Origin of the sequence: Pseudomonas sp. PsB (assembly GCF_043658375.1) — a bacterium.
GTDB lineage: Bacteria > Pseudomonadota > Gammaproteobacteria > Pseudomonadales > Pseudomonadaceae > Aquipseudomonas > Aquipseudomonas putida_Z.
In genome coordinates, this window is sequence record NZ_JBIGLU010000001.1 from 410,739 (window position 1) to 432,788 (window position 22,050).

Annotated in this window: 21 protein-coding genes; 19 read left to right on the forward strand and 2 right to left on the reverse strand. The window is 61.8% G+C overall.

The genetic code is table 11. The features are described from left to right. Nucleotides 1-115 precede the first annotated feature (115 nt). From ACGLHT_RS01925 to ACGLHT_RS01945, 5 genes are all read left to right on the forward strand, one after another. Nucleotides 116-1,213: a polyamine ABC transporter substrate-binding protein gene (locus ACGLHT_RS01925; RefSeq protein ID WP_025341036.1), complete on the forward strand. Its 1,098-nt coding sequence runs from the start codon at nt 116-118 to the stop codon at nt 1,211-1,213. A gap of 158 nt (nt 1,214-1,371) precedes the next feature. After that, the gene (locus ACGLHT_RS01930; protein WP_274119822.1) at nt 1,372-2,466 is read left to right on the forward strand and encodes a polyamine ABC transporter substrate-binding protein; all 1,095 of its coding nucleotides are present in this window, start codon (nt 1,372-1,374) and stop codon (nt 2,464-2,466) included. 71 nt (nt 2,467-2,537) lie between these two features. Continuing rightward, a complete protein-coding gene (gene potA / locus ACGLHT_RS01935; protein WP_013974704.1) occupies nt 2,538-3,680 on the forward strand; it encodes a polyamine ABC transporter ATP-binding protein in 1,143 nt (380 codons plus the stop codon). Next, a complete protein-coding gene (locus ACGLHT_RS01940) occupies nt 3,677-4,597 on the forward strand; it encodes an ABC transporter permease subunit (protein WP_013974703.1) in 921 nt (306 codons plus the stop codon). The genes potA and ACGLHT_RS01940 overlap by 4 nt, the downstream gene beginning before the upstream one ends. Beyond that, nucleotides 4,594-5,487, forward strand: a complete 894-nt coding sequence (locus tag ACGLHT_RS01945; RefSeq protein WP_003258560.1) for an ABC transporter permease subunit — start codon at nt 4,594-4,596, stop codon at nt 5,485-5,487. Before ACGLHT_RS01940 ends, ACGLHT_RS01945 begins: the two co-directional genes overlap by 4 nt. Before the next feature lie 122 nt (nt 5,488-5,609). Here ACGLHT_RS01945 and ACGLHT_RS01950 read toward each other — a convergent pair whose 3' ends face one another. Continuing rightward, nucleotides 5,610-6,065, reverse strand: a complete 456-nt coding sequence (locus ACGLHT_RS01950; protein WP_274119823.1) for a transposase — start codon at nt 6,063-6,065, stop codon at nt 5,610-5,612. A 641-nt stretch (nt 6,066-6,706) separates the two neighbouring features. On the opposite strand from ACGLHT_RS01950, the gene ACGLHT_RS01955 reads away from it, so the two are divergent. After that, the gene (locus ACGLHT_RS01955) at nt 6,707-6,985 is read left to right on the forward strand and encodes a DUF3077 domain-containing protein (protein ID WP_025341033.1); all 279 of its coding nucleotides are present in this window, start codon (nt 6,707-6,709) and stop codon (nt 6,983-6,985) included. Nucleotides 6,986-7,142: 157 nt separating this feature from the next. On the opposite strand, the gene ACGLHT_RS01960 is transcribed toward ACGLHT_RS01955, so the two are convergent. Further along, nucleotides 7,143-8,030 carry an RHS repeat-associated core domain-containing protein gene (locus ACGLHT_RS01960; protein ID WP_394518361.1) on the reverse strand — a complete coding sequence of 296 codons (888 nt, stop codon included), beginning with the start codon at nt 8,028-8,030 and terminating at the stop codon, nt 7,143-7,145. 273 nt (nt 8,031-8,303) lie between these two features. Here ACGLHT_RS01960 and ACGLHT_RS01965 point away from each other — a divergent pair, with 273 nt between their 5' ends. The 13 genes from ACGLHT_RS01965 (at nt 8,304) to ACGLHT_RS02025 (ending at nt 21,966) form a co-directional block, all read left to right on the forward strand. Next, entirely contained in the window at nt 8,304-9,392 is a 1,089-nt protein-coding gene (locus tag ACGLHT_RS01965; protein ID WP_085691465.1) for an efflux RND transporter periplasmic adaptor subunit, read from the forward strand. Next, nucleotides 9,389-10,456, forward strand: coding sequence for an efflux RND transporter periplasmic adaptor subunit (locus ACGLHT_RS01970; RefSeq protein ID WP_025341031.1), 1,068 nt, complete (start codon nt 9,389-9,391; stop codon nt 10,454-10,456). Before ACGLHT_RS01965 ends, ACGLHT_RS01970 begins: the two co-directional genes overlap by 4 nt. Next, on the forward strand, nt 10,453-13,506 hold the full coding sequence (locus ACGLHT_RS01975; RefSeq protein ID WP_274119824.1) for an efflux RND transporter permease subunit: 3,054 nt from the start codon (nt 10,453-10,455) through the stop codon (nt 13,504-13,506). The genes ACGLHT_RS01970 and ACGLHT_RS01975 overlap by 4 nt, the downstream gene beginning before the upstream one ends. 248 nt (nt 13,507-13,754) lie before the next feature. Further along, the gene (gene oscA, locus ACGLHT_RS01980; protein WP_003258557.1) at nt 13,755-13,937 is read left to right on the forward strand and encodes a sulfur starvation response protein OscA; all 183 of its coding nucleotides are present in this window, start codon (nt 13,755-13,757) and stop codon (nt 13,935-13,937) included. Between the two features lie 48 nt (nt 13,938-13,985). Beyond that, a complete protein-coding gene (locus ACGLHT_RS01985; protein WP_085621607.1) occupies nt 13,986-14,993 on the forward strand; it encodes a sulfate ABC transporter substrate-binding protein in 1,008 nt (335 codons plus the stop codon). Between the two features lie 184 nt (nt 14,994-15,177). Continuing rightward, entirely contained in the window at nt 15,178-15,996 is an 819-nt protein-coding gene (cysT, locus tag ACGLHT_RS01990; protein ID WP_046613605.1) for a sulfate ABC transporter permease subunit CysT, read from the forward strand. Nucleotides 15,997-16,007: 11 nt separating this feature from the next. Next, nucleotides 16,008-16,880, forward strand: a complete 873-nt coding sequence (gene cysW / locus ACGLHT_RS01995) for a sulfate ABC transporter permease subunit CysW (protein WP_137162628.1) — start codon at nt 16,008-16,010, stop codon at nt 16,878-16,880. Between the two features lie 3 nt (nt 16,881-16,883). Further along, nucleotides 16,884-17,873, forward strand: a complete 990-nt coding sequence (locus ACGLHT_RS02000) for a sulfate/molybdate ABC transporter ATP-binding protein (RefSeq protein WP_013974693.1) — start codon at nt 16,884-16,886, stop codon at nt 17,871-17,873. A 398-nt stretch (nt 17,874-18,271) separates the two neighbouring features. Beyond that, nucleotides 18,272-19,063, forward strand: a complete 792-nt coding sequence (locus ACGLHT_RS02005) for an energy transducer TonB (protein ID WP_274078256.1) — start codon at nt 18,272-18,274, stop codon at nt 19,061-19,063. Between the two features lie 30 nt (nt 19,064-19,093). After that, nucleotides 19,094-19,813 carry a MotA/TolQ/ExbB proton channel family protein gene (locus ACGLHT_RS02010; protein WP_046613603.1) on the forward strand — a complete coding sequence of 240 codons (720 nt, stop codon included), beginning with the start codon at nt 19,094-19,096 and terminating at the stop codon, nt 19,811-19,813. A gap of 1 nt (nt 19,814) precedes the next feature. Further along, nucleotides 19,815-20,216: a biopolymer transporter ExbD gene (locus ACGLHT_RS02015; protein WP_025341024.1), complete on the forward strand. Its 402-nt coding sequence runs from the start codon at nt 19,815-19,817 to the stop codon at nt 20,214-20,216. Nucleotides 20,217-20,489: 273 nt separating this feature from the next. After that, nucleotides 20,490-21,071 (forward strand): alpha/beta hydrolase, encoded by a 582-nt coding sequence (locus ACGLHT_RS02020; RefSeq protein ID WP_025341023.1) that lies wholly within the window; start codon nt 20,490-20,492, stop codon nt 21,069-21,071. 64 nt (nt 21,072-21,135) lie between these two features. Continuing rightward, a complete protein-coding gene (locus ACGLHT_RS02025) occupies nt 21,136-21,966 on the forward strand; it encodes a sigma 54-interacting transcriptional regulator (protein WP_137162626.1) in 831 nt (276 codons plus the stop codon). Nucleotides 21,967-22,050 lie beyond the last annotated feature (84 nt).

Consider the following 22,050-nt stretch of genomic DNA (forward strand, 5'->3'; position numbering starts at 1 on the left):
GATACAGGGCCTTGTAACTTGCCAGACTAGCGGCTGTTTCAGTCGCCGCGCGCTCTGCACCGTAGGTCCTGGCTGCTGAACAGATGGCTAAATAAAAAATTCTGGAGCATTACGCATGAATAAAATGGGCAAGACGTTGCTGGCCGCCGCCCTGATGGGTGCCATGGCTACCGCTGTTCAGGCTGAAGACAAGGTGTTGAACGTCTACAACTGGTCGGACTACATCGCTCCGGACACCATCGCCAAGTTCGAGAAACAGTCGGGCATCAAGGTCAAGTACGACGTCTTCGACAGCAACGAAACCCTCGAAGCCAAGCTGCTGGCAGGCAAGTCGGGCTATGACATCGTCGTGCCTTCGAACAACTTCCTGGCCAAGCAGATCAAGGCTGGCGTGTACGAGGAACTGGACCGCTCCAAGCTGCCGAACTGGAAGAACCTCGACCCTGACCTGCTCAAGGCCGTTGGCGATGCCAGCGACAAGGACAACAAGCACGCCTTCCCGTACATGTGGGGCTCGATCGGCATCGGCTACAACCCGGAGAAGGTCAAGGCCGCGCTGGGCGTGGACAAGATCGACTCGTGGGATGTGGTGTTCAAGCCTGAGAACATCGCCAAGCTCAAGAGCTGCGGCGTGAGCTTCCTGGATGCCCCGACCGAAATGCTGCCGGCTGCGCTGCACTACCTGGGCCTGCCGAGCAACAGCACCAAGAAGGAAGACCTGAAGGCCGCCGAGGACCTGTTCCTCAAGATCCGTCCTTCGATCACCTACTTCCACTCGTCCAAGTACATCGGCGACATGGCCAACGGCAACATCTGCGTAGCCGTCGGTTACTCGGGTGACCTGGAGCAGTCCAAGGCCCGTGCCCACGAAGCCGGCGACAAGGTCAAGGTGGACTACGTCATTCCGAAGGAAGGTGCCGGTACCTTCTACGACATGGTCGCAATCCCCAAGGATGCCGAGCATAAAGATGCTGCCTACCAGTTCATGAACTTCCTGATGCAGCCGGAAATCATGGCCGAGATCACCAACGCCGTGCGCTTCCCGAACGGCAACGCTGCCGCCACCCAGTTCGTGGACAAGGAAATCACCAGCGATCCGAGCATTTATCCGCCAGCTGAAGTGAAGAAGCAGCTGTACGCGATCGCTGCGCCTGAAGCGTCTGCCCAGCGTGTGATCACCCGCAGCTGGACCAAGATCAAGTCGGGCAAATAAGCCCGATGCGGTACCTCTGGGCCGGGGAATCCCGGCCCAGAGCCAGTGAAAGGCAATTGATGATTGCGGCATCGAAGCTGCGAAGGTAAGTTGCGCGCCGGTTTTGCGTGTGCGGCAGCATTGTCGCTACCCAGGCACTGATTGTGAGGACCACCCACTTGTCCATTTCTGTATTCCGCAAGGCCTTGATGGCTGGAGCGGGCCTGACGCTGGCATGCAGCGTCCAAGCGGCGCCTACGGTGCACTTCTACAACTGGTCCGACTACGTCGGCCCGACCACACTCGCGGACTTCGAGAAAGCCACGGGCATCAAGCCCGTGCAAGACGTGTTCGACTCCAACGAAACCCTGGAAGGCAAGCTGCTGGCCGGCAACACCGGCTATGACGTGGTAGTGCCATCCAACCATTTCCTCGGCAAGCAGATCAAGGCGGGCGCGTTCCAGAAGCTCGACAAGAGCCTGCTGCCCAATTATTCCAACCTGGACCCGGCGTTGATGAAACGCCTGGAAAAGAACGACCCGGGCAACCAGTACGCCGTGCCTTATCTGTGGGGCACCAACGGCATCGGTTACAACGTCGACAAGGTGAAGGCCGCGCTGGGCGTGGACACCATCGACTCCTGGGCGGTGCTGTTCGAGCCCGAGAACATGAAGAAGCTCGCCAAGTGCGGCGTGGCCTTCCTCGACTCGGCGGACGAAATGCTGCCGGCGGTGCTCAACTACATGGGGCTGGACCCCAACAGCACCAATGCCAAGGACTACCAGGCCGCCGAGAAGAAACTGCTGGCGGTACGCCCGTACGTGACCTACTTCCACTCGTCCAAGTACATCACCGACCTGGCCAACGGCGACATCTGCGTCGCGGCAGGTTTCTCGGGTGATGTGTTCCAGGCCAAGGCCCGCGCCGAAGAAGCGAAGAAGGGCGTGAACCTGGCCTACGCCATTCCCAAGGAAGGCGGCAACCTCTGGTTCGACGTGCTGGCGATCCCCAAGGACGCCAAGAACGTCAAAGAGGCGCATGCCTTCATCAACTATTTGCTGAAGCCTGAGGTTATCGCCCAGGTCAGTGATTACGTCGGTTACGCCAACCCGAACCCCAAGGCTGGCGACCTGATGGACCAGGCCGTGAGGACTGACGCCGCGGTTTACCCACCGCAGGAAGTGCTGGACAAGATGTTCGTGAACTCAGAGTTGCCACCCAAGGTGCAACGGCTGATGACCCGTAGCTGGACCAAGGTCAAGTCGGGCAAGTAAAAATCCAGGCCCGTGGCGGCACCTGTAGAACAGGGCTCGCGGGCACAAAAATCTTGTTGGGAGTTTCACTCATGGCAGTTGCCTCCGGTGCCTATAAAAAAGCCCTCGAGGGTGGCCAGCAACCCAAGCAGGTGCTGGTCAAGATCGACCGGGTCACGAAAAAGTTCGACGAAACGGTAGCCGTGGACGATGTGTCCCTGGAAATCCGCAAGGGCGAGATCTTCGCCCTGCTGGGTGGCTCCGGTTCCGGCAAGTCCACCTTGCTGCGCATGCTGGCCGGCTTCGAACGCCCGACCGAAGGGCGGATCTTCCTCGATGGCGTCGACATCACCGACATGCCGCCCTACGAGCGGCCGATCAACATGATGTTCCAGTCCTACGCGCTGTTCCCGCACATGACCGTGGCGCAGAACATCGCCTTCGGCCTGCAGCAGGACAAGATGCCCAAGGCCGAGATCGACGCCCGCGTGGCCGAGATGCTCAAGCTGGTGCACATGACCCAGTACGCCAAGCGCAAGCCGCACCAGCTGTCCGGCGGCCAGCGCCAGCGCGTGGCCCTGGCCCGCTCGCTGGCCAAGCGCCCCAAGCTGCTGCTGCTCGATGAGCCGATGGGTGCACTGGACAAGAAACTGCGTTCGCAGATGCAGCTGGAACTGGTAGAGATCATCGAGCGTGTGGGCGTGACCTGCGTGATGGTGACCCACGACCAGGAAGAGGCCATGACCATGGCCCAGCGCATCGCCATCATGCACCTGGGCTGGATCGCCCAGATCGGTTCGCCGGTGGACATCTACGAGACGCCTACCAGCCGCCTGGTGTGCGAGTTCATCGGCAACGTCAACCTGTTCGAAGGTGAAGTGGTCGACGACGCCGAAGGCCACGCGATCATTGCCAGCCCGGAGCTGGAGCGCAAGATCTATGTCGGCCACGGCATCACCACGTCGGTGGAAGACAAGCACATCACCTATGCCCTGCGCCCGGAAAAGATGCTGGTCACCACCCAGCAACCGACCTGCGAGCACAACTGGTCGCGCGGCAAGGTTCACGACATTGCCTACCTGGGTGGCCACTCGGTGTTCTACGTCGAGTTGCCGAGCGGCAAGGTCGTCCAGTCGTTCGTCGCCAACGCCGAGCGCCAGGGCACCCGCCCGACCTGGGGCGATGAAGTGTACGTGTGGTGGGAAGACGACAGCGGCGTGGTACTGCGGTCATGAAACTGCGCAAGCTCAAGCGAGCCTTCCAGCGTATTACCCCGGAGGGGCGGCACCTGGTGATCGGCGTGCCGTTCATCTGGCTGTTCCTGTTCTTCATGCTGCCGTTCTTCATCGTGCTGAAGATCAGCTTCGCCGAAGCCGACGTGGCGATCCCGCCGTATACCGAGATCTACAGCTACGTCGAAGACAAGCTGCAGCTGGTGCTCAACCTGGCCAACTATGGCCTGTTGACCGAGGATGAGCTGTATATCTCGGCCTACCTGGGCTCGCTGAAGATGGCCTTCTTCAGCACCCTGCTGTGCCTGCTGATCGGCTACCCGATGGCCTATGCCATCGCCAACGCCAAGAAGGAAACCCAGACGGTCCTGCTGTTGCTGATCATGATGCCGACCTGGACCGCGATCCTGATCCGCGTCTATGCCTGGATGGGCATTCTCAGCAACAACGGCCTGCTCAACGGCTTCCTGCTGTGGACCGGGTTGATCGACCAGCCGCTGCAAATCCTCAACACCAACCTGGCGGTGTACATCGGCGTGGTCTATTCGTACCTGCCGTTCATGATCCTGCCGCTGTTCGCCAACCTGGTGAAGCACGACCCGAGCCTGCTCGAGGCCGCCTCGGACCTGGGTTCGAGCACCTTCAACAGCTTCTGGAAGATCACCGTGCCACTGTCGAAGAACGGCATCATCGCCGGCTGCATGCTGGTGTTCATCCCGGTGGTGGGCGAGTTCGTGATCCCTGAACTGCTTGGTGGCCCGGAAACCCTGATGATCGGCAAGGTGCTGTGGCAAGAGTTCTTCAACAACCGTGACTGGCCGGTGGCCTCTGCGCTGGCGGTAGTGATGCTGGCGATCCTGATCGTGCCGATCCTGCTGTTCAACCGCAGCCAGGCCAAAGAAATGGAGGGCAGGGCATGAAGCGCTTCAGTTTCTCCAAGCTGATGCTGGTGCTCGGCTTGCTGTTCATCTACCTGCCGATGCTGATCCTGGTGATCTACTCGTTCAACGCCTCCAAGCTGGTGACGGTGTGGGGTGGCTGGTCGGTGAAGTGGTACGTCGGCCTGCTCGACAACACCCAGTTGATGGGTTCGGTGATGCGGTCGCTGGAAATCGCCTGCTATACGGCGGTGGCGGCGGTGGCGCTGGGTACCCTGGCGGCGTTCGTGCTGACCCGGGTTACCCGCTTCAAGGGCCGCACGCTGTTCGGTGGCCTGGTCACCGCGCCGCTGGTAATGCCTGAGGTGATCACCGGCCTGTCGCTGTTGCTGCTGTTCGTGGCCATGGCGCAGATGATCGGCTGGCCGCAGGAGCGCGGCATCGTCACCATCTGGATCGCCCATACCACGTTCTGTGCCGCGTATGTGGCGGTGGTGGTGTCGGCACGCCTGCGTGAGCTGGACCTTTCGATCGAGGAAGCGGCGATGGACCTGGGTGCCAAGCCGTGGAAGGTGTTCTTCCTGATCACCATCCCGATGATCGCGCCGTCGCTGGCGGCGGGCGGCATGATGTCGTTCGCCCTGTCGCTGGATGACCTGGTACTGGCGAGCTTCGTGTCAGGCCCGGGTTCGACCACCTTGCCGATGGAAGTGTTCTCGGCGGTGCGCCTGGGCGTGAAGCCGGAGATCAACGCCGTGGCAAGCTTGATCCTGCTGTCGGTGTCGCTGGTGACCTTCTTCGTCTGGTACTTCAGCCGCCAGGCCGAAGAGCGCCGTCGCAAGGCGATACAGCAGGCGATCGAAGAGGGCGCTGCGGCGAATGCTTCGCAGCCACAGGTCAAGCGCCCGGCGCAGGTGGCTGCGTCGGCCTGACCCGGCCTCTTCGCGGGTGAACCCGCTCCCACAGGGTCATGTGCAGTCTTCAAGACCTGCGCAGTACCTGTGGGAGCGGGTTCATCGGGGCGCCGAACCGCCGCGAATGCCCCAGCACAGATTCAAAGCCAGACTGCATCCCAATGTGGATAGTCCCTGACACTACTGACCAAGCCAGCCCGCAAGGGGTTGGCAACAATGTATCTGGCAACATGCACCATGCTCTCCTCCCGCCGCAGTGCCCGGTCTTGATACCCAGGCTGCCATACCGGATCATGCTCAACCCCCGCCTGATGCAAAACCAGACTGGACCTGAACTTGAACCTGCGCATCAAGGTGCCCAACGTCCTACCTTTCAACTCGATCAGCCAATGCAGATGGTCCGGCATCAGCACCCAGGCCAGTGATCGGCAGGCATGTTCCTGGTCTGATTGTCGCAGTTGGTGAATGACCAGCCGGGCATGGTGGAAATCATGGAACAGCGGCTTGCGCTGGTGGGTGACGGTGGTCAGCAGATAGAGCCGGCCAAGTTCTGAGTAGCGACCAGGGCGAAGCAGGTGAGACTGGGCTCGCGACATTGGCTTCTTCCATGAAAAGCAGGTGACTTTTCAAAGGTAGTGGCTGAGATACAGGTGCTGTGTAGATCATGGTTTCTGGATATGACAGAGACTTGCGGATGGCAGTACCGGCCCTTTCGCGGGTAAACCCGCTCCCACAAGGATCTGTGCAGCCTTCAGGGCTTGCGCATGCCCCAGTGGGAGATGCAGGTGCTGTGTAGATGATTGTTTCTGAATATGGCAGAGATTTGTGGATGGCAGTACCGGCCCTTTCGCGGGTAAACCCGCTCCCACAGGTATTGCACAGGTCCTGAAGGCTGCACATAACCCTGTGGGAGCGGGTTCACCCGCGAAGAGGCCCTCGAGGTGTACGACTTTTCATCAACTCAAACCAAAGGCTTCAGTCGGATCGGCTTGGGAATTATCCTACGAGCCGTGTGGAAGCTGCTCTGTTGCTGGGGAAATGCCCCAGGGATAACGTACTTGGGACTGGGTGTGAGAACCCAACGATATAGTGCTTTCGTCATGGCAACCGTGCGCGGGCAGACTTACGTCTGGCTGCGTTCCTATATCCGCGGTTTCTCACCTCGCGTACGGTTGCCGCCCTGATCCGTGAGAAAGATGAAGGTGGCAACTCCTTGTCCAGATATAGGAGATCCACCATGACCAATTCTGCTCCAGGCACTCCCCATCCATCACACAGCAGCACCGTCGGTAAAGAAACCTGCATGGACCTTTTCCGCGTCCAGGCCAATATCCCCTTCAACCATGCCTTCTCCGAACTCTCCGTAATGCTCGGTTGCATCAATCACCTGACGACCGAAGCCGAGATGGAAAATGACCGGCTGGCCGGTAGTGCCGCGAGAATTCTCAGTGGCTTTGCCAAAGCACTGATCGATGACATCGAGCTGGGACTGAACAAGGCTTCAGTTCAACTCTGACCTGTACCGGCCTTTTCGCGGGCACGCCCGCTCCCACACAGTCATGTGCAGCCTTCAGGGTTTGCTCAATACCTGTGGGAGCGGGTTCACCCGCGAAAAGGCCCGCGCAGGCGCTGAAAATGCCGACTAATCTCCATCATTGTCGGTTATCCAACCCTTAACTCCATTCCGGGTTGCGAACATCATTAGCAGACATAGCCACGTGGTAAGGGGGAGGTGCAGCTCCGGGAGTGCTGACTCCCGGACTGCCTTCAATATTAGCAAGTGGGGTCATCTCAATATTCGTGGTAGGAGTTACATCCGCGTAAGGCGGTGGACCGAAAGGTGCGTAGTCAGGAGGCGGTCCAGATTGGACAGGAGATTGGACAGGTACTTCTGTTTGCCGCCGGCGCCGAAGGAACGGGGCAGATAGTCGACTAGATGAAGTGACACGCATTATAACCAAGCCGGTCCCTACTGCAGCCGCAGTGAGTGCCAAGAACGAATAGAGTTCAGCCTTTTTGGGCTTCGTAACCGCCGTCGCAATTGCTCCTGCAATTGATGCTGCTATCAAGGTTAACGATAAAACATCCAAGAGCATTTTACGCGGGAAGTGCCCCGAGGGATCAGTACTATTCACCGGATCCCCCACACAATACGCATAAGCGTTCAGGCCACCCTCCTCAAACGGGCTTAGATTATCTGGGCTAAAGAACCTTCGGAGTATCGGGCTAAAGAGACGATAACCATTGCCTAGGAAGTAACAGCCTGTTGTCGTGTCTAGCTGCTCGCCGTTGAATGCGAAGGGGTTATTCGATTTGCTCTCGCCTGGGCGTCGGCCATAGGGGGTATAAGCGAACTGCGTCTTACCGGTGTGTCCAAATTCGCTCATGACGGTGTTGGTATTGGTTACCGTCATGATAGAACGCGATACCTCAGCACCTGATGTGCATTGCGCCAGGAGGCTACCCTGATGCCGGAAGATGGAGCGTGTTACAGACCCGCCGAGTTCGGTGGAAACACGGCCGTTCTGGTAGAAGCGGCGTGAACTTTTTGCAGCGGCCATGGGGCCTCCGAGGGTTCAAGGGTGAACAGAAAAATGCCTCTCTGTGGTGCCACTATCGGGGCGACCGGTTGGGGACACTATGTAATGCCCTGGCGATAATCGGCTACTGGCAGAAATGCCAGGTTTTCAACGAACAAGTTGTGCCGAACCTGCCCTGTGTCGCCGGCATTCGGAATGCCTCCCTTGCGCATATGGCCAGTGCCGTTTGTCCAACCCTGAACTACGCTGACAGTCGCATCCCACGAATCATTTGCGCGCAAGCAAGGAGCCTGCATGACGTTGATACGTCCGCTGTTGGTCGTCTGCCTGGGGCTTGTGTCCCTGCTGTCGGGCTGTAGTAAGGAAGAAACCACCGAAACACTGCCACGCGTAGGCGTGCAACAGGTATCACCCACCGATTTCGCTGCCAGGGTCACCCTGACTGGCGATGTGCAGGCGCGGGTGCAGACCGACCTGTCGTTCCGGGTGGGCGGCAAGATCATTTCGCGCAGTGTCGATGTCGGCGACCATGTAAAGGCCAACCAGGTGTTGGCGCGGCTGGACCCGAAAGACCTGCAGAACAATGTCGACTCGGCCAAGGCCGAGGTGTTCGCCGCGCAGGCGCGGGTCACCCAGACCAGCGCTGCCTTCGTACGCCAGCAAAAGCTGTTGCCCAAGGGCTACACCAGCCAGAGCGAATACGATTCCGCCGAAGCCGCGCTGCGCAGCAACCAAAGCGCGCTCAAGGCCGCGCAGGCGCAATTGGCCAATGCCAACGAACAACTGAGCTATACCGCGTTGGTCTCCGAGGCCGATGGGGTCATCACCGAGCGCCAGGCCGAGGTCGGCCAGGTGGTGCAGGCGACCATGCCAATCTTCAGCCTGGCCACCGATGGCGACCGTGATGCCGTGTTCAATGTCTACGAATCGCTGCTGGTGGCCCCGCCCAGCGATGCCGGCGTGATCGTCAGCCTGCTGGACGACCCCAAGGTTCAGGCCCGTGGCTTCGTGCGCGAAATCACCCCCACGGTGTCCGCGCAAAGCGGCACGGTACAGGTCAAGGTCGGGCTGAGGGATGTGCCGCCAGGGATGCAACTGGGTGCACCGGTGACGGCCACCACCAATGCCCAGGGCCGACCAAGTATCGAGCTGCCATGGTCGGCACTGACCAAGGCCCTGCATGAGCCCGCCGTCTGGGTGGTGGGCGAGGGTGACAAGGTAGAGCTGCGCAAGGTCGAGGTCAGCCGTTACCTCACCGGCAGGATCGTGGTCGCCAGTGGCCTGAAAGGCGGCGAGACCGTGGTGGTCAATGGCGGGCAGTTGCTGCACCCCGGCATGCAGGTGCTGAAGATCGATGCCAAGGCCAACGGGGGTGAGCTATGAAGCGCCTGCTGCTGATGCTGTCGGCCGGCGTGCTGTTGGCCGGCTGCAGTAGCGAGGATGAAGTGCCGGAGCCGATTCGGCCGGTGCTGTCGGTCAAGGTCGAACCCCAGGTGCAGTCGCAGCTGGGCCGTTTCGCCGGCAGTATCCAGGCCCGTTTCGAAAGCACCTTGGGCTTCCGGGTATCCGGGCGTATCGCCCGGCGCTGGCTGGATGTGGGCGCCCAGGTGAAACCGGGCGACACCCTGGCCACCCTCGACCCGACCGACCAGCAGAACCAGTTGCGCGCCGCCGAAGGCGACCTGGCCAAGGTGCAGGCGCAGTGGATCAACGCCCAGGCCGATGCCCGCCGCCAGCAACAGCTGTACGACCGCGGCGTAGGCGCCCAGGCACAGTTGGATATCGCCCAGACCAACCTGAAAACCACCAGCGCGGCGTTGGAGCAGGCGCGCTCTGCACTCAGCCAGGCGCGTGACCAGCTCGACTACAGCACCCTGCGCACCGACCACGCCGCGGTAATCACTGCCTGGCAGGCCGAAGCCGGGCAAACCGTCACCGCCGGCCAGGCCGTGGTAACCCTGGCCAGGCCGGATGTGAAGGAAGCGGTGATCGACCTGCCGATCGGCCTGGCCGAGCAGTTGAGCAAAGGCCTGACCTTCACCGTTGCTTCGCAGCTGGACCCGACCATCAACACCACCGCCAGCCTGCGGGAACTGGAACCCCAGGCCGACGCCACCACCCGCACCCGCCGCGCGCGCCTGACCCTGGCCAGCACCCCGGCGGCCTTCCACCTGGGCACCGCCATCAGCGTGACCCTGAGTTCGGAGGTGTCGCCGCGCAGCGAACTGCCCTTGAGTGCCTTGCTCGAGCGCGACGGCAAGACCCAGGTATGGGTGATCGATACGCAGCAGAAGACCGTGGCCACTCGTGACGTGGCCCTGATCGGCCGCACCGCCGACAGCGTCGTCCTGAGCTCGGGCGTACAGCCCGGCGAGCGGGTGGTGACTGCGGGCGTGAACAGCCTCAAGCCTGGCCAGAAGGTCACCTTCGACGAGGATGCGCAATGAAAGGAAGCTTCAACCTGTCCGACTGGGCACTCAAGCATCAATCGTTCGTCTGGTACCTGATGTTCGTTGGCCTGCTGATGGGGATCTTCTCCTACTTCAACCTGGGCCGTGAGGAAGACCCGTCGTTCACCATCAAGACCATGGTCATCCAGACCCGCTGGCCCGGCGCGACCCAGGACGAAACCCTGTACCAGGTCACCGACCGTATCGAGAAGAAGCTCGAGGAACTCGACTCCCTCGACTACACCAAAAGCTACACCCGCCCCGGTGAATCCACGGTCTACGTGTACCTGCGCGACACCACCAAGGCCAAGGACATCCCGGAAATCTGGTACCAGGTGCGCAAGAAGATCCAGGACATTCGCGGTGAATTCCCTGCGGGCATACAGGGGCCCGGGTTCAACGATGAATTCGGCGATGTGTTCGGTTCTATCTATGCCTTCACCGCCGACGGCCTGACCCTGCGCCAGCTGCGCGACTACGTGGAACAGGCGCGGGCCGAAGTGCGCGATGTGCCCAACATCGGCAAGATCGAGCTGATCGGCACCCAGGACGAAGTGCTTTACCTGAACTTCTCCACCCGCAAGCTGGCAGCCCTGGGCATCGATCAGCGCCAGGTCATGCAGGCCCTGCAATCGCAAAACGCCGTGACCCCTGCCGGTGTGATCGAGGCCGGGCCGGAACGTATCTCGGTGCGTACCTCCGGGCAGTTCACCTCGGAAAAAGACCTGCAAACCGTCAACCTGAAGATCAACGACCGCTTCTTCCGCCTGGCCGACATCGCCGATATCGAGCGTGGTTACGTCGACCCTCCTTCGCCGATGTTCCGCTACAACGGCCAGACGGCGTTGGGTCTGGCCATCGGCATGAAGGCCGGCGGCAATATCCAGGTGTTCGGCGCGGCGCTGAAAAAGCGCATGGACAAGGTGATCGAAGACCTGCCGGTGGGCGTCGGGGTGCACACTGTTTCCGACCAGGCGGTGGTGGTCAAGCAAGCGGTCGGCGGCTTCACCAGTGCGCTGTTCGAGGCGGTGGTGATCGTGCTGGCGGTGAGCTTCGTAAGCCTCGGCGTGCGTGCCGGGCTGGTGGTGGCCTGTTCGATCCCGCTGGTGCTGGCCATGGTGTTCGTGTTCATGGAATACAGCGGCATCACCATGCAGCGGATTTCGCTGGGGGCGCTGATCATCGCCCTGGGCCTGCTGGTGGACGATGCGATGATCACCGTGGAGGTGATGGTCACACGGCTGGAGATGGGCGAAAGCAAGGAGCAGGCGGCGACTTTTGCCTATACCTCCACAGCCTTCCCCATGCTTACCGGCACCCTGGTGACGGTGGCCGGCTTCGTGCCGATCGGCCTCAACGCCAGTTCGGCGGGCGAGTACACCTACACGCTGTTTGCGGTAATTGCCGTGGCGCTGATGGTGTCGTGGGTGGTAGCGGTGTTCTTCGCCCCGGTGCTCGGCGTGCACATTCTCAGCAGCGCCAAGCTCAAGCCCCACGAAGCCGAGCCTGGCCGTGTCGGCCGGGTCTTTGAGCATGGTTTGTTGTGGTGCATGCGCAACCGCTGGCTGACCATCATCGGCACCGTGGTGCTGTTCGCCCTGGCGATATTCTGCGAGCGTTTCGTGCAGAACCAGTTCTTCCCGTCCTCGGACCGCCCGGAAATCCTCGTCGACCTCAACCTGCCGCAGAACGCCTCGATCGAGGAGACGCGCAAGGTGGTCGACCGCTTCGAGGCGCGGATCAAGGACGACCCGGACCTTGTGCACTGGAGTACCTATATCGGCCAAGGCGCGATCCGCTTCTACCTGCCCCTCGACCAGCAGCTGCAGAACCCGTACTACGCGCAGCTGGTCATCGTCAGCAAGGGCTTCGAGGAACGCCAGGCCATGATGGACCGCCTGCAGAAGATCCTGCATGAAGAGTTCGTTGGCGTCGGCACCAACGTGCAATCGCTGGAAATGGGCCCGCCAGTGGGCCGGCCGATCCAGTATCGGGTCAGCGGCGCCAATATCGACCAGGTACGCAAGCACGCCATCGAGCTGGCCACCTTGCTCGACCAGAACGAGCACATCGGCGAGATGATCTACGACTGGAACGAGCCGGGTAAGGTGCTGCGCGTGGAAATCGCCCAGGACAAGGCGCGCCAGCTGGGCCTGTCGTCGGAGGACGTGGCCAATCTGATGAACAGCATCGTCAGCGGTGTGCAGATCACCCAGGTCAACGACAACATCTACCTGGTCGACGTGGTCGCCCGTGCCGAGGACAGCGAGCGTGGCTCGCCCGATACCCTGCAGAACCTGCAGATACTGACGCCCAACGGCACCTCGATCCCGCTGCTGGCGTTCGCCACCGTGCGCTACGAGCTGGAGCAGCCGCTGGTGTGGCGCCGTGACCGCAAGCCGACCATCACCATCAAGGCATCGGTCAACGGCGACATCCAGCCCACCGACCTGGTGGCCCAGCTGAAGCCGAAGATCGACGAGTTCGCCAGCAAGCTGCCGGTGGGCTTCGAAGTGGCCACCGGCGGTACGGTGGAGGAGAGCGCCAAGGCGCAGGGGCCGATCCGCAAGGTCATCCCGCTGATGCTGTTCCTGATGGCGACGTTCCTGATGATCCAGCTGCACAGCGTGCAGAAGCTGTTCCTGGTGGTCAGCGTGGCGCCGTTGGGGCTGATTGGCGTGATCATTGCGCTGGTGCCAACAGGTACGCCCATGGGCTTTGTGGCGATTCTCGGCATTCTCGCGCTGGCGGGCATCATCATTCGTAACTCGGTGATCCTGGTGACCCAGATCGACGAGTTCGAAGCCCAGGGCTTGTCGCCGTGGGATGCGGTAGTGGAGGCTACCAACCACCGGCGCCGGCCGATTCTGCTGACCGCGGCGGCGGCGAGCCTGGGCATGATCCCGATTGCCCGCGAGGTGTTCTGGGGGCCGATGGCCTACGCCATGATTGGCGGGATCATCGTGGCGACCCTGCTGACGCTGCTGTTCCTGCCGGCCCTGTATGTGGCCTGGTACAAGATCCGCGAGCCACAGAAAAATTCCTGAGACCTTCACGGCCCTATCGCCGGCAAGCCAGCTCCCACAGGAAACTCACTGCTCTTGAGTATTGTGAGGCCCCTGTGGGAGCTGGCTTGCCGGCGATAGGGCCCTCACATCATAAAGATAATTCAGTTATATAAACATTCTTAAACAGTATTTTTAAGAATAACCCCACCTCACTACTATTGCCCTCAAGCCAGGCGCAAATCCCCTTCAAACCTCAGCCCGGCACCCTCACTCCAAGGAGAACGAGCATGAGTGCATCTCTGCGTAGCATCGACGGTCAGGACGAAGCCACCATTCTGCGTGAAATCCAGAGCGCTCTGCGCGACCTGCGATTCGGTGCGGTGGAGATTACCGTGCACAACGCTCAGGTCGTACAGATCGAGCGCAAGGAGAAGTTCCGCCTGCAGCAGCCCGGCAACAAGACCGGCTGATCGCACCACACATTCAAAACTAGAAAAATGCCAATCGGGAGCTTCACCATGTCCATCCGCCGTTATGCGCTCGCCGCCCTGGCCAGTGCTGTTTTTGCCGGTTCCGCCATCGCCAAGGACTACGAACTGCTGAACGTGTCCTACGACCCGACCCGCGAGCTGTACCAGCAGTACAACGCCGAGTTCATCAAGCACTGGCAACAGGCCCACCCGGGCGACAAGGTGAAGATCCAGCAATCCCACGGCGGTTCGGGCAAGCAGGCCCGTGCGGTGATCGATGGCCTGCGTGCCGACGTGGTGACCCTGGCCCTGGCCGGCGACATCGATGAAGTCGCCAAGCTTGGCAAGACCCTGCCGGACAACTGGCAGACCCGCCTGCCGGATGCCAGCACCCCGTACACCTCGACCATCGTGTTCCTGGTGCGCAAGGGCAACCCGAAAGGCATCAAGGACTGGGGCGACCTGATCAAGAAGGACGTGTCGGTCATCACCCCCAACCCGAAAACCTCCGGCGGCGCCCGTTGGAACTTCCTGGCTGCCTGGGCCTATGGCCTGAAGACCGGCGGTAGCGAAGAGAAAGCCAAGGCCTACGTGCAGGAGCTGTTCAAGCACGTGCCGGTGCTGGACACCGGCGCCCGTGGCTCGACCATCACCTTCGTCAACAACGGCCAGGGCGATGTGCTGCTGGCCTGGGAAAACGAAGCCTTCCTGGCACTGAAGGAAGACGGTGGCGCCGACAAGTTCGAGATCGTCGTGCCGTCGCTGTCGATCCTCGCCGAGCCGCCGGTGGCGGTGGTGGACAAGAACGCCGAGAAGAAGGGCAATACCGAGATTGCCAACGAATACCTCAAGCACCTGTACAGCCCGGCCGGGCAGAAGATCGCCGCCGAGAACTTCTACCGCCCGCGTGACGAGAAGGTCGCTGCCGAGTTCGGCAAGCAGTTCCCGAAACTGGACCTGGTGACCATAGACAAGGACTTTGGTGGCTGGAAGACTGCACAACCTAAATTCTTCAATGATGGCGGTGTGTTCGACCAGATCTATCAGGCACAGTAAGGGCCAAGGAAAAGCGGGGCCGCGCTGCGGCCCATCGCGACACAAGGCCGCTCCTACAGAGGTACGCGCACCCCTGTAGGAGCGGCCTTGCGTCGCGATGGGCTGCAAAGCAGCCCCAGGATTTCAGAAGCTAGCACCAGCCCGGGATCGTTCCCGGGCCAAGTGCGTTCAACCAGGGATATTTATGTCACGCCGCATTTCCCCCGTCATACCCGGCTTCGGGCTGACGCTGGGCTACACCTTGGTGTACCTCAGCCTGATCGTGCTGATACCGCTGGCCGCCATGTTCGTGCATGCCGCGCAGCTTACCTGGGAGCAGTTCTGGAACGTCATCAGTGCGCCGCGGGTGATCGCCGCGCTCAAGCTGAGTTTCGGCACCGCCCTGTTCGCCGCCATCATCAACGGAGTGATCGGCACCCTGCTGGCCTGGGTGCTGGTGCGCTACACCTTCCCCGGGCGCAAGATCATCGATGCGATGATCGACCTGCCGTTCGCCCTGCCCACGGCCGTAGCCGGTATCGCCCTGACCGCCCTGTACGCGCCTTCGGGCTGGGTCGGCCAGTTCGCCACCGACCTGGGTTTCAAGATCGCCTACACCCCGCTGGGCATCACCCTGGCGCTGACCTTCGTCACCCTGCCGTTCGTGGTGCGGACGGTGCAGCCGGTACTGGCCGACATTCCGCGTGAAGTGGAGGAGGCTGCCGCCTGCCTGGGCGCCAAGCCGCTGCAGGTGTTCCGCCACGTGCTGGCGCCAGCGCTGCTGCCTGCCTGGCTGACAGGCTTTGCCCTGGCCTTCGCCCGCGGCGTGGGCGAGTATGGTTCGGTGATCTTCATTGCCGGCAACATGCCGATGAAGACCGAGATCCTGCCGCTGCTGATCATGGTCAAGCTCGACCAGTACGACTACACCGGCGCGACCGCCATCGGCGTGCTGATGCTGGTGGTTTCCTTCATCCTGCTGCTGCTGATCAACCTGCTGCAGCGCCGCATCGAAACCCCTTGAAGGAGGCCGGCATGTCCAGTTCATCCCTGAATGCAACCGCCGCCGCCAACGCCGCCCGCCGGGGCAGCGTCACTTCGCGGCGTATTCTGATCGGCCTTGGCTGGCTGGTGTTCGCGCTGTTCCTGCTGCTGCCACTGGTGATCGTGGTATCGCAGGCACTGAAGAACGGCTTTGGCACCTTCTTCGAAGCGATCTTCGAGCCTGACGCGTTGTCGGCGCTGAAGCTGACCCTGCTCGCCGTGGTCATTTCGGTACCGCTGAACCTGGTGTTCGGCGTCAGCGCCGCCTGGTGCGTGAGCAAGTACACCTTCCGTGGCAAGAGTATCCTGGTCACCCTGATCGACCTGCCGTTCTCGGTATCGCCGGTGATCGCCGGCCTGGTCTACGTGCTGATGTTCGGTGCGCAAGGCCTGTTCGGGCCGTGGCTGCAGGACCACGATATCCAGATCGTGTTCGCCCTGCCGGGCATCGTCCTGGCCACTATCTTCGTCACCGTACCGTTCGTGGCCCGTGAGCTGATCCCGCTGATGCAGGAGCAGGGCACGCAGGAAGAGGAGGCCGCGCGCCTGCTCGGCGCCAATGGCTGGCAGATGTTCTGGCACGTGACCCTGCCGAACATCAAATGGGGCCTGATCTACGGCGTGGTGCTGTGCACCGCGCGGGCCATGGGCGAGTTTGGCGCGGTGTCGGTGGTGTCCGGCCACATTCGCGGCGTGACCAATACCTTGCCGCTGCATGTGGAGATCCTCTACAACGAGTACAACCATGTCGCGGCCTTCAGCGTGGCCAGCCTGTTGCTGATCCTGGCGCTCTTCATCCTGCTGCTCAAGCAGTGGAGCGAGAACCGTATTAACCGCCTGCGCCACAGCGCCGCGGAGGAATGATTCATGTCGATCGAAGTTCGTAACGTCAGCAAGCGCTTCAACAGCTTCCAGGCCCTGGACAACATCAACCTGGACATCAACAGCGGCGAGCTGGTGGCCCTGCTCGGCCCGTCCGGCTGCGGCAAGACCACGTTGCTGCGCATCATCGCCGGCCTGGAAACCCCCGACCAGGGCAATATCGTGTTCCATGGCGAGGACGTGTCCGGCCATGACGTGCGCGACCGCAACGTCGGTTTCGTGTTCCAGCACTACGCGTTGTTCCGCCACATGAGCGTGTTCGACAACGTTGCCTTCGGCCTGCGCATGAAGCCCAAGGGCGAGCGCCCGAGCGAGAGCAAGATTGCCGAGAAGGTGCATGAACTGCTGAACATGGTGCAGCTGGACTGGCTGTCCGACCGCTACCCCGAGCAGTTGTCCGGTGGCCAGCGCCAGCGTATCGCCCTGGCCCGTGCGCTGGCGGTGGAGCCCAAGGTGCTGTTGCTGGACGAGCCTTTCGGTGCGCTGGATGCCAAGGTGCGCAAGGAGCTGCGCCGCTGGCTGGCACGCCTGCACGAGGATATCAACCTGACGTCGGTGTTCGTCACCCACGACCAGGAAGAAGCCATGGAGGTGGCCGACCGCATCGTGGTGATGAACAAGGGTGTGATCGAGCAGATCGGCTCGCCGGGCGAGGTGTACGAGCACCCGGCCAACGATTTCGTCTACCACTTCCTCGGTGATTCCAACCGCCTGGCCCTGAGCGAAGGGCATCATGTGCTGTTCCGCCCGCACGAAGTGTCGTTGTCGCGACACGAGACCGAAGGGCACCATGCGGCCGAGGTGCGCGACATCCGGCCGTTGGGCGCGACCACGCGGGTGACCTTGAAGGTGGAAGGGCAGAGCGAGCTGATCGAGGCCGAAGTGGTCAAGGACCATGACAGCCTGACCGGGTTGGCGCGGGGGGAGACATTGTTCTTCCGGCCGAAGGTTTGGCAGAAGGTGGCGGATATCTGAGTCGTCTTTGATGATGAAAAGCCCGGGGTGGTCCCGGGTTTTTTATTGCCTGGGAGATTGTCGGGGCTGCTTTGCAGCCCATCGCAGCACAAGGCTGCTCCTACAAGGACCGCGCATTGCCTGAACTTGCGCGGTCCCTGTAGGAGCAGCCTTGTGCTGCGAATCGAGGGCGTAGCCCTCGCGGCAATCTCATGCCTTGCGCGAATATTTTGAATGCCTGCAAAGCATGATTCATGGCTCGCTCTGCTACACCCCGCGAAACTCGCGGCGTTGAGAAACTCGCCAAAATCTATATTCAGTAAAGTTCTAATCATAACTGTAAACATTACTTTAAGAGATAAGCCCCTGACCCCGATGATTCAGCCACACACCTGAATCGAGTCCCAGGAGTTTGATCAATGGGTAATGTCCAGTCGGCCGTCAGGGCCTACGACCAGCCATGGCGCCCGGCACCGGGTGACCTGGTCGACCTTGGACGCACGCTTCGCCTCCCGCTTGGCCAGCTGCGCCTGCAACGCACGCCTGTCAGCGGGCTCAAGCGCCGCGACAAGCTGGTGTTGGGCCTGCTGGTGCTGGCCCTGCATGGCGCTGCAGCGTACTGGGTCAGCCAGGCACCAACGCCCGAGCTGCCGGTGGTGCCACCGCAAGTACCGCCGATGACCATCGAGTTCGCCGCGCCGGCACCACCTGTAGTCGAGCCACCGCCACCAGCCCCGGCACCGCCGGTGGTCCAGCCGCCACCGCCGCCCGTGGTCGACGAGCTGGCCGCCAAGCCCAAACCCAAGCCAAAGCCCGTGCCCAAGCCGGTGGTCAAGCAACAGCCCAAGCCGCAGCCCAAGCCGGTCGTAGCGCCGCCGCCAGCCCCTGTGGCTGCCCCGGCCCCGCCAGCGCCACCCGCGCCGGCCCCGGTCACCCCGGCATCGGCCAACGCGGCGTACCTGAAGAACCCGGCGCCGGAGTACCCGCAGATGGCCCAACGCCGCGGTTGGGAAGGCACCGTGCTGCTGCGCGTCGAGGTGCTGCCCAGCGGCAAGCCCGGGCAGATCCAGATCCAGAAGAGCAGCGGCCGTGATGCCCTCGACGCTGCCGCACTGGCCGCGGTCAAGCGCTGGAGCTTCGTGCCTGCCAAGCAGGGCGACGTGGCCCAGACCGGCTGGGTCAGCGTGCCGATCGATTTCAAGCTTCGCTAACTTTTTCGCAGAACACAGGAAGACATCATCATGAGCCTGCTGGCATCCCCCCTCGAATCCGTTGAAAGCGCAGTCATCTGGCTGCTGGTCGGTTTTTCTGTCGTCACCTGGGGCCTGGCCCTGGTCAAGGTCGTGCAGTTCGTGCGGCTGAAGAACCAGGACAAACGCTTCCACCAGCAATTCTGGGCCGCCTCGAGCCTGGACTCGGCTGCCGAGCCCAGCCACGAACTGCCTGGCCCTGCCGCCCGTGTTGCCCAGGCCGGTTATGCCGCCATCGCTGTCGGTGACAGCCAGGCCAATGACCTGAGCCACGCCATCAACCACCAGGACCGCCTGGAGCGCGCCCTGCGCCAGCAGATCGTGCGTGAGCGCCGTTCGCTGGAAACCGGCCTGGCGGTGGTCGCCAGTATTGGCAGTACCTCGCCCTTCATCGGCCTGTTCGGCACCGTCTGGGGCATCATGGAAGCGCTCAAGGGCATCAGCGCGGCCGGTTCCGCCAGCCTGGAAACCGTGGCCGGGCCGATTGGCGCGGCACTGGTGGCCACCGGCGTGGGTATCGCCGTCGCGGTGCCGGCGGTGCTGGTCTACAACTACTTCCTGCGCCGCCTCAAGCTCACCGCCGCCGACCTCGATGACTTCGCCCACGACTTCTACAGCCTGGCGCAGAAGAGTGCCTTCCGCGTGCTGGTGCACCCGGCCGTGCACAGGCCCCAGGCCGGTTTCACCCAACCGGTGAAGGAGGCGTCCTGACATGGCCTTTTCGACCCAGGACAGCGACGAAGTCCTCAGTGAAATCAACGTCACGCCGTTGGTGGACGTCATGCTGGTGCTGCTGGTGGTGTTCATCGTCACCGCGCCGCTGCTGACCAATGCCATCCCCATCAACCTGCCCAAGACCGAGGCCGTGGCCCCGGTGGAGCAGAAGGACCCGCTGGTGGTCAGCATCGACGGTGATGGCAAGTTGTTCATCAACAAGGACGAGATCCAGCCCGACCTGCTGGAAACCAGCCTCAAGGCCGCCAAGGACAAGGACGTGGACGTGCGCGTACAGCTGCAGGCCGATGACGGCGTGAACTACGGCGAAGTGGCGCGGGCCATGGCGGCTATCGAACGTGCGGGGATCAGCAAGCTGGCGGTGATTACCGCGCGCTGAACCCGTCAACTTTCTTCAGGCAAGTGCTTAGGGGCCATATCTCTTGGCAGGGGATGGCCCTTTTTTTTTGCCGGATTTCATGGCTATCAATGCCCCCTGTGGGAGCGGGTTCACCCGCGAATGCGATGTAGGCATCACCGACGCATTCGCGGGTAAACCCGCTCCCACAAGGATTGCATTTTGGTTATTAATAAATAGCTCCTTATTCCTTTACTGATATAACTCCCTCCCTATACTTGTCTCCAAGCACGCAAACTTACTGGAGGCGTCCCCATGCGCAATGAGTCGATTCGTTACCTGATTGTGCCGGGCTGGCAAGGATCGCCAGACAACCATTGGCAAAGTCACTGGCAGCGCACCCTGCCCAACAGTGCCCGGGTCGAGCAGCACGACTGGCTTACCCCGCAACGTAAGGACTGGGTGCAGGCACTGGAGCAGGCGATTGCCGCCGAGCGCTCGCCGGTGATTCTGATTGCCCATAGCCTGGGCTGCATAACCGTCGCTCATTGGGCCGCGCAAGCCAGCCCGGCCCTGCTGCGGCGGGTACGTGGCGCGCTGCTGGTGGCACCCGCTGACGTAGAGCGGCCAACCTGCGCGCCGGCTCTGCGCAACTTCGCGCCGATCCCGACCGAAGCACTGCCATTTCCCAGCCAGGTGGTCAGCTCGGACAACGACCCGGCCGTGAGCGTGCCAAGGGCGTTGTACCTGGCCCAGGTCTGGGGCGCCGAAGCAGGGCTGCTGACCAACGCCGGGCACATCAACGTCAAGTCCGGCCATGAGCGCTGGGAACAAGGTTTCGCCTACTTGTATCGCTTGCAGAGCCGGGTCGAGCAGCGCGCACTGCGCCGCGCCTGATCGCCCTTATTGTTTACCGTTTGCCTGACGCCCGGCCATTGAAGGCCTTGGGCGGGAGTTTGTCATGACTTTTCAAAACCCTTTTGGCCAGCCGTTGCTGACCTTCCCTGAGCTGGACAAGAGCCCGTTGAGCATCCGCGCCAAGGCGCTGGTGTTCATCGACCCACGTTCGCAGCAGCTGCGCGAGGAGCTCGAGCACCTGGCGCCACAACCCTTGCCAGTGCTGATCCGTGGCGAAACCGGTACCGGCAAGGAACTGCTGGCTCGGCAAATCCACCGTGCCAGTGACCGCAGCGGGTTGTTCGTGTCGGTCAACTGCGCGGCCATCAGCCCCACCTACGCCGATGCCGAGCTGTTCGGCTACAGCGCTGGCAGCCAGGGCGGCACAGCCAGCAGCCGTGCCGGCTGGTTCGGCTCGGCCAACGGCGGCACGTTGTACCTGGACGAGATCGCCGACTTGCCGCTGGCCATCCAGGGCAAGCTGCTGGCGGCCCTGGAAAACCGCGAGGTTACCCGGGTGGGCGCGCCGCAGCCGCAACCGGTGGACGTGCGCCTGGTGGCCGCTACCAGTATCGACCTGGCGCGGGTAGTGCGCGCAGGGCGCTTCAACGAGCGCCTGTACCAGTACCTGCGCGAGGGGTCGCTGGAGCTGCCGCCACTGCGCGAGCGGCCGGGCGATATCCTGCCGTTGGCCGAGTACTTCGTGGGCATCTACAGCGTGCGCCTGCAACGGCCTGTGCCGCTGGTGAGCGAGGCGGCGCAGCAGGCGCTGGAGGCACACCCATGGCCCGGCAACACCCGTGAACTGGAGAACGTCATCCACTTCGCCTTGCTGGTGAATGACGGCGAAGAGATCCTGGCTGAAGACCTCGACCTGCCAAACCCCGCGCGCTAGACATCGCTCATAAGCAAAATGGCTGATGGCAGTTTGTTTTTGGAATAAGAAGCTAAATAAAAGATATTGTTACGGAATAAAAAA

Excerpts from the sequence above, each read along its gene's own strand:
- ACGLHT_RS02015 (WP_025341024.1), top strand. The coding sequence starts at position 19,815 with ATGGCCTTTTCGACCCAGGACAGCGACGAAGTCCTCAGTGAAATCAAC.
- ACGLHT_RS01940 (WP_013974703.1), top strand. The coding sequence starts at position 3,677 with ATGAAACTGCGCAAGCTCAAGCGAGCCTTCCAGCGTATTACCCCGGAG.
- ACGLHT_RS01960 (WP_394518361.1), bottom strand. The coding sequence starts at position 8,030 with ATGGCCGCTGCAAAAAGTTCACGCCGCTTCTACCAGAACGGCCGTGTT.
- ACGLHT_RS02000 (WP_013974693.1), top strand. The coding sequence starts at position 16,884 with ATGTCGATCGAAGTTCGTAACGTCAGCAAGCGCTTCAACAGCTTCCAG.
- ACGLHT_RS01955 (WP_025341033.1), top strand. The coding sequence starts at position 6,707 with ATGACCAATTCTGCTCCAGGCACTCCCCATCCATCACACAGCAGCACC.
- ACGLHT_RS01925 (WP_025341036.1), top strand. The coding sequence starts at position 116 with ATGAATAAAATGGGCAAGACGTTGCTGGCCGCCGCCCTGATGGGTGCC.
- cysW (WP_137162628.1), top strand. The coding sequence starts at position 16,008 with ATGTCCAGTTCATCCCTGAATGCAACCGCCGCCGCCAACGCCGCCCGC.
- ACGLHT_RS01985 (WP_085621607.1), top strand. The coding sequence starts at position 13,986 with ATGTCCATCCGCCGTTATGCGCTCGCCGCCCTGGCCAGTGCTGTTTTT.
- ACGLHT_RS02025 (WP_137162626.1), top strand. The coding sequence starts at position 21,136 with ATGACTTTTCAAAACCCTTTTGGCCAGCCGTTGCTGACCTTCCCTGAG.
- ACGLHT_RS01950 (WP_274119823.1), bottom strand. The coding sequence starts at position 6,065 with ATGTCGCGAGCCCAGTCTCACCTGCTTCGCCCTGGTCGCTACTCAGAA.
- ACGLHT_RS01975 (WP_274119824.1), top strand. The coding sequence starts at position 10,453 with ATGAAAGGAAGCTTCAACCTGTCCGACTGGGCACTCAAGCATCAATCG.
- ACGLHT_RS01965 (WP_085691465.1), top strand. The coding sequence starts at position 8,304 with ATGACGTTGATACGTCCGCTGTTGGTCGTCTGCCTGGGGCTTGTGTCC.
- potA (WP_013974704.1), top strand. The coding sequence starts at position 2,538 with ATGGCAGTTGCCTCCGGTGCCTATAAAAAAGCCCTCGAGGGTGGCCAG.
- ACGLHT_RS01945 (WP_003258560.1), top strand. The coding sequence starts at position 4,594 with ATGAAGCGCTTCAGTTTCTCCAAGCTGATGCTGGTGCTCGGCTTGCTG.
- ACGLHT_RS02005 (WP_274078256.1), top strand. The coding sequence starts at position 18,272 with ATGGGTAATGTCCAGTCGGCCGTCAGGGCCTACGACCAGCCATGGCGC.
- ACGLHT_RS01970 (WP_025341031.1), top strand. The coding sequence starts at position 9,389 with ATGAAGCGCCTGCTGCTGATGCTGTCGGCCGGCGTGCTGTTGGCCGGC.
- oscA (WP_003258557.1), top strand. The coding sequence starts at position 13,755 with ATGAGTGCATCTCTGCGTAGCATCGACGGTCAGGACGAAGCCACCATT.
- ACGLHT_RS02010 (WP_046613603.1), top strand. The coding sequence starts at position 19,094 with ATGAGCCTGCTGGCATCCCCCCTCGAATCCGTTGAAAGCGCAGTCATC.
- cysT (WP_046613605.1), top strand. The coding sequence starts at position 15,178 with ATGTCACGCCGCATTTCCCCCGTCATACCCGGCTTCGGGCTGACGCTG.
- ACGLHT_RS02020 (WP_025341023.1), top strand. The coding sequence starts at position 20,490 with ATGCGCAATGAGTCGATTCGTTACCTGATTGTGCCGGGCTGGCAAGGA.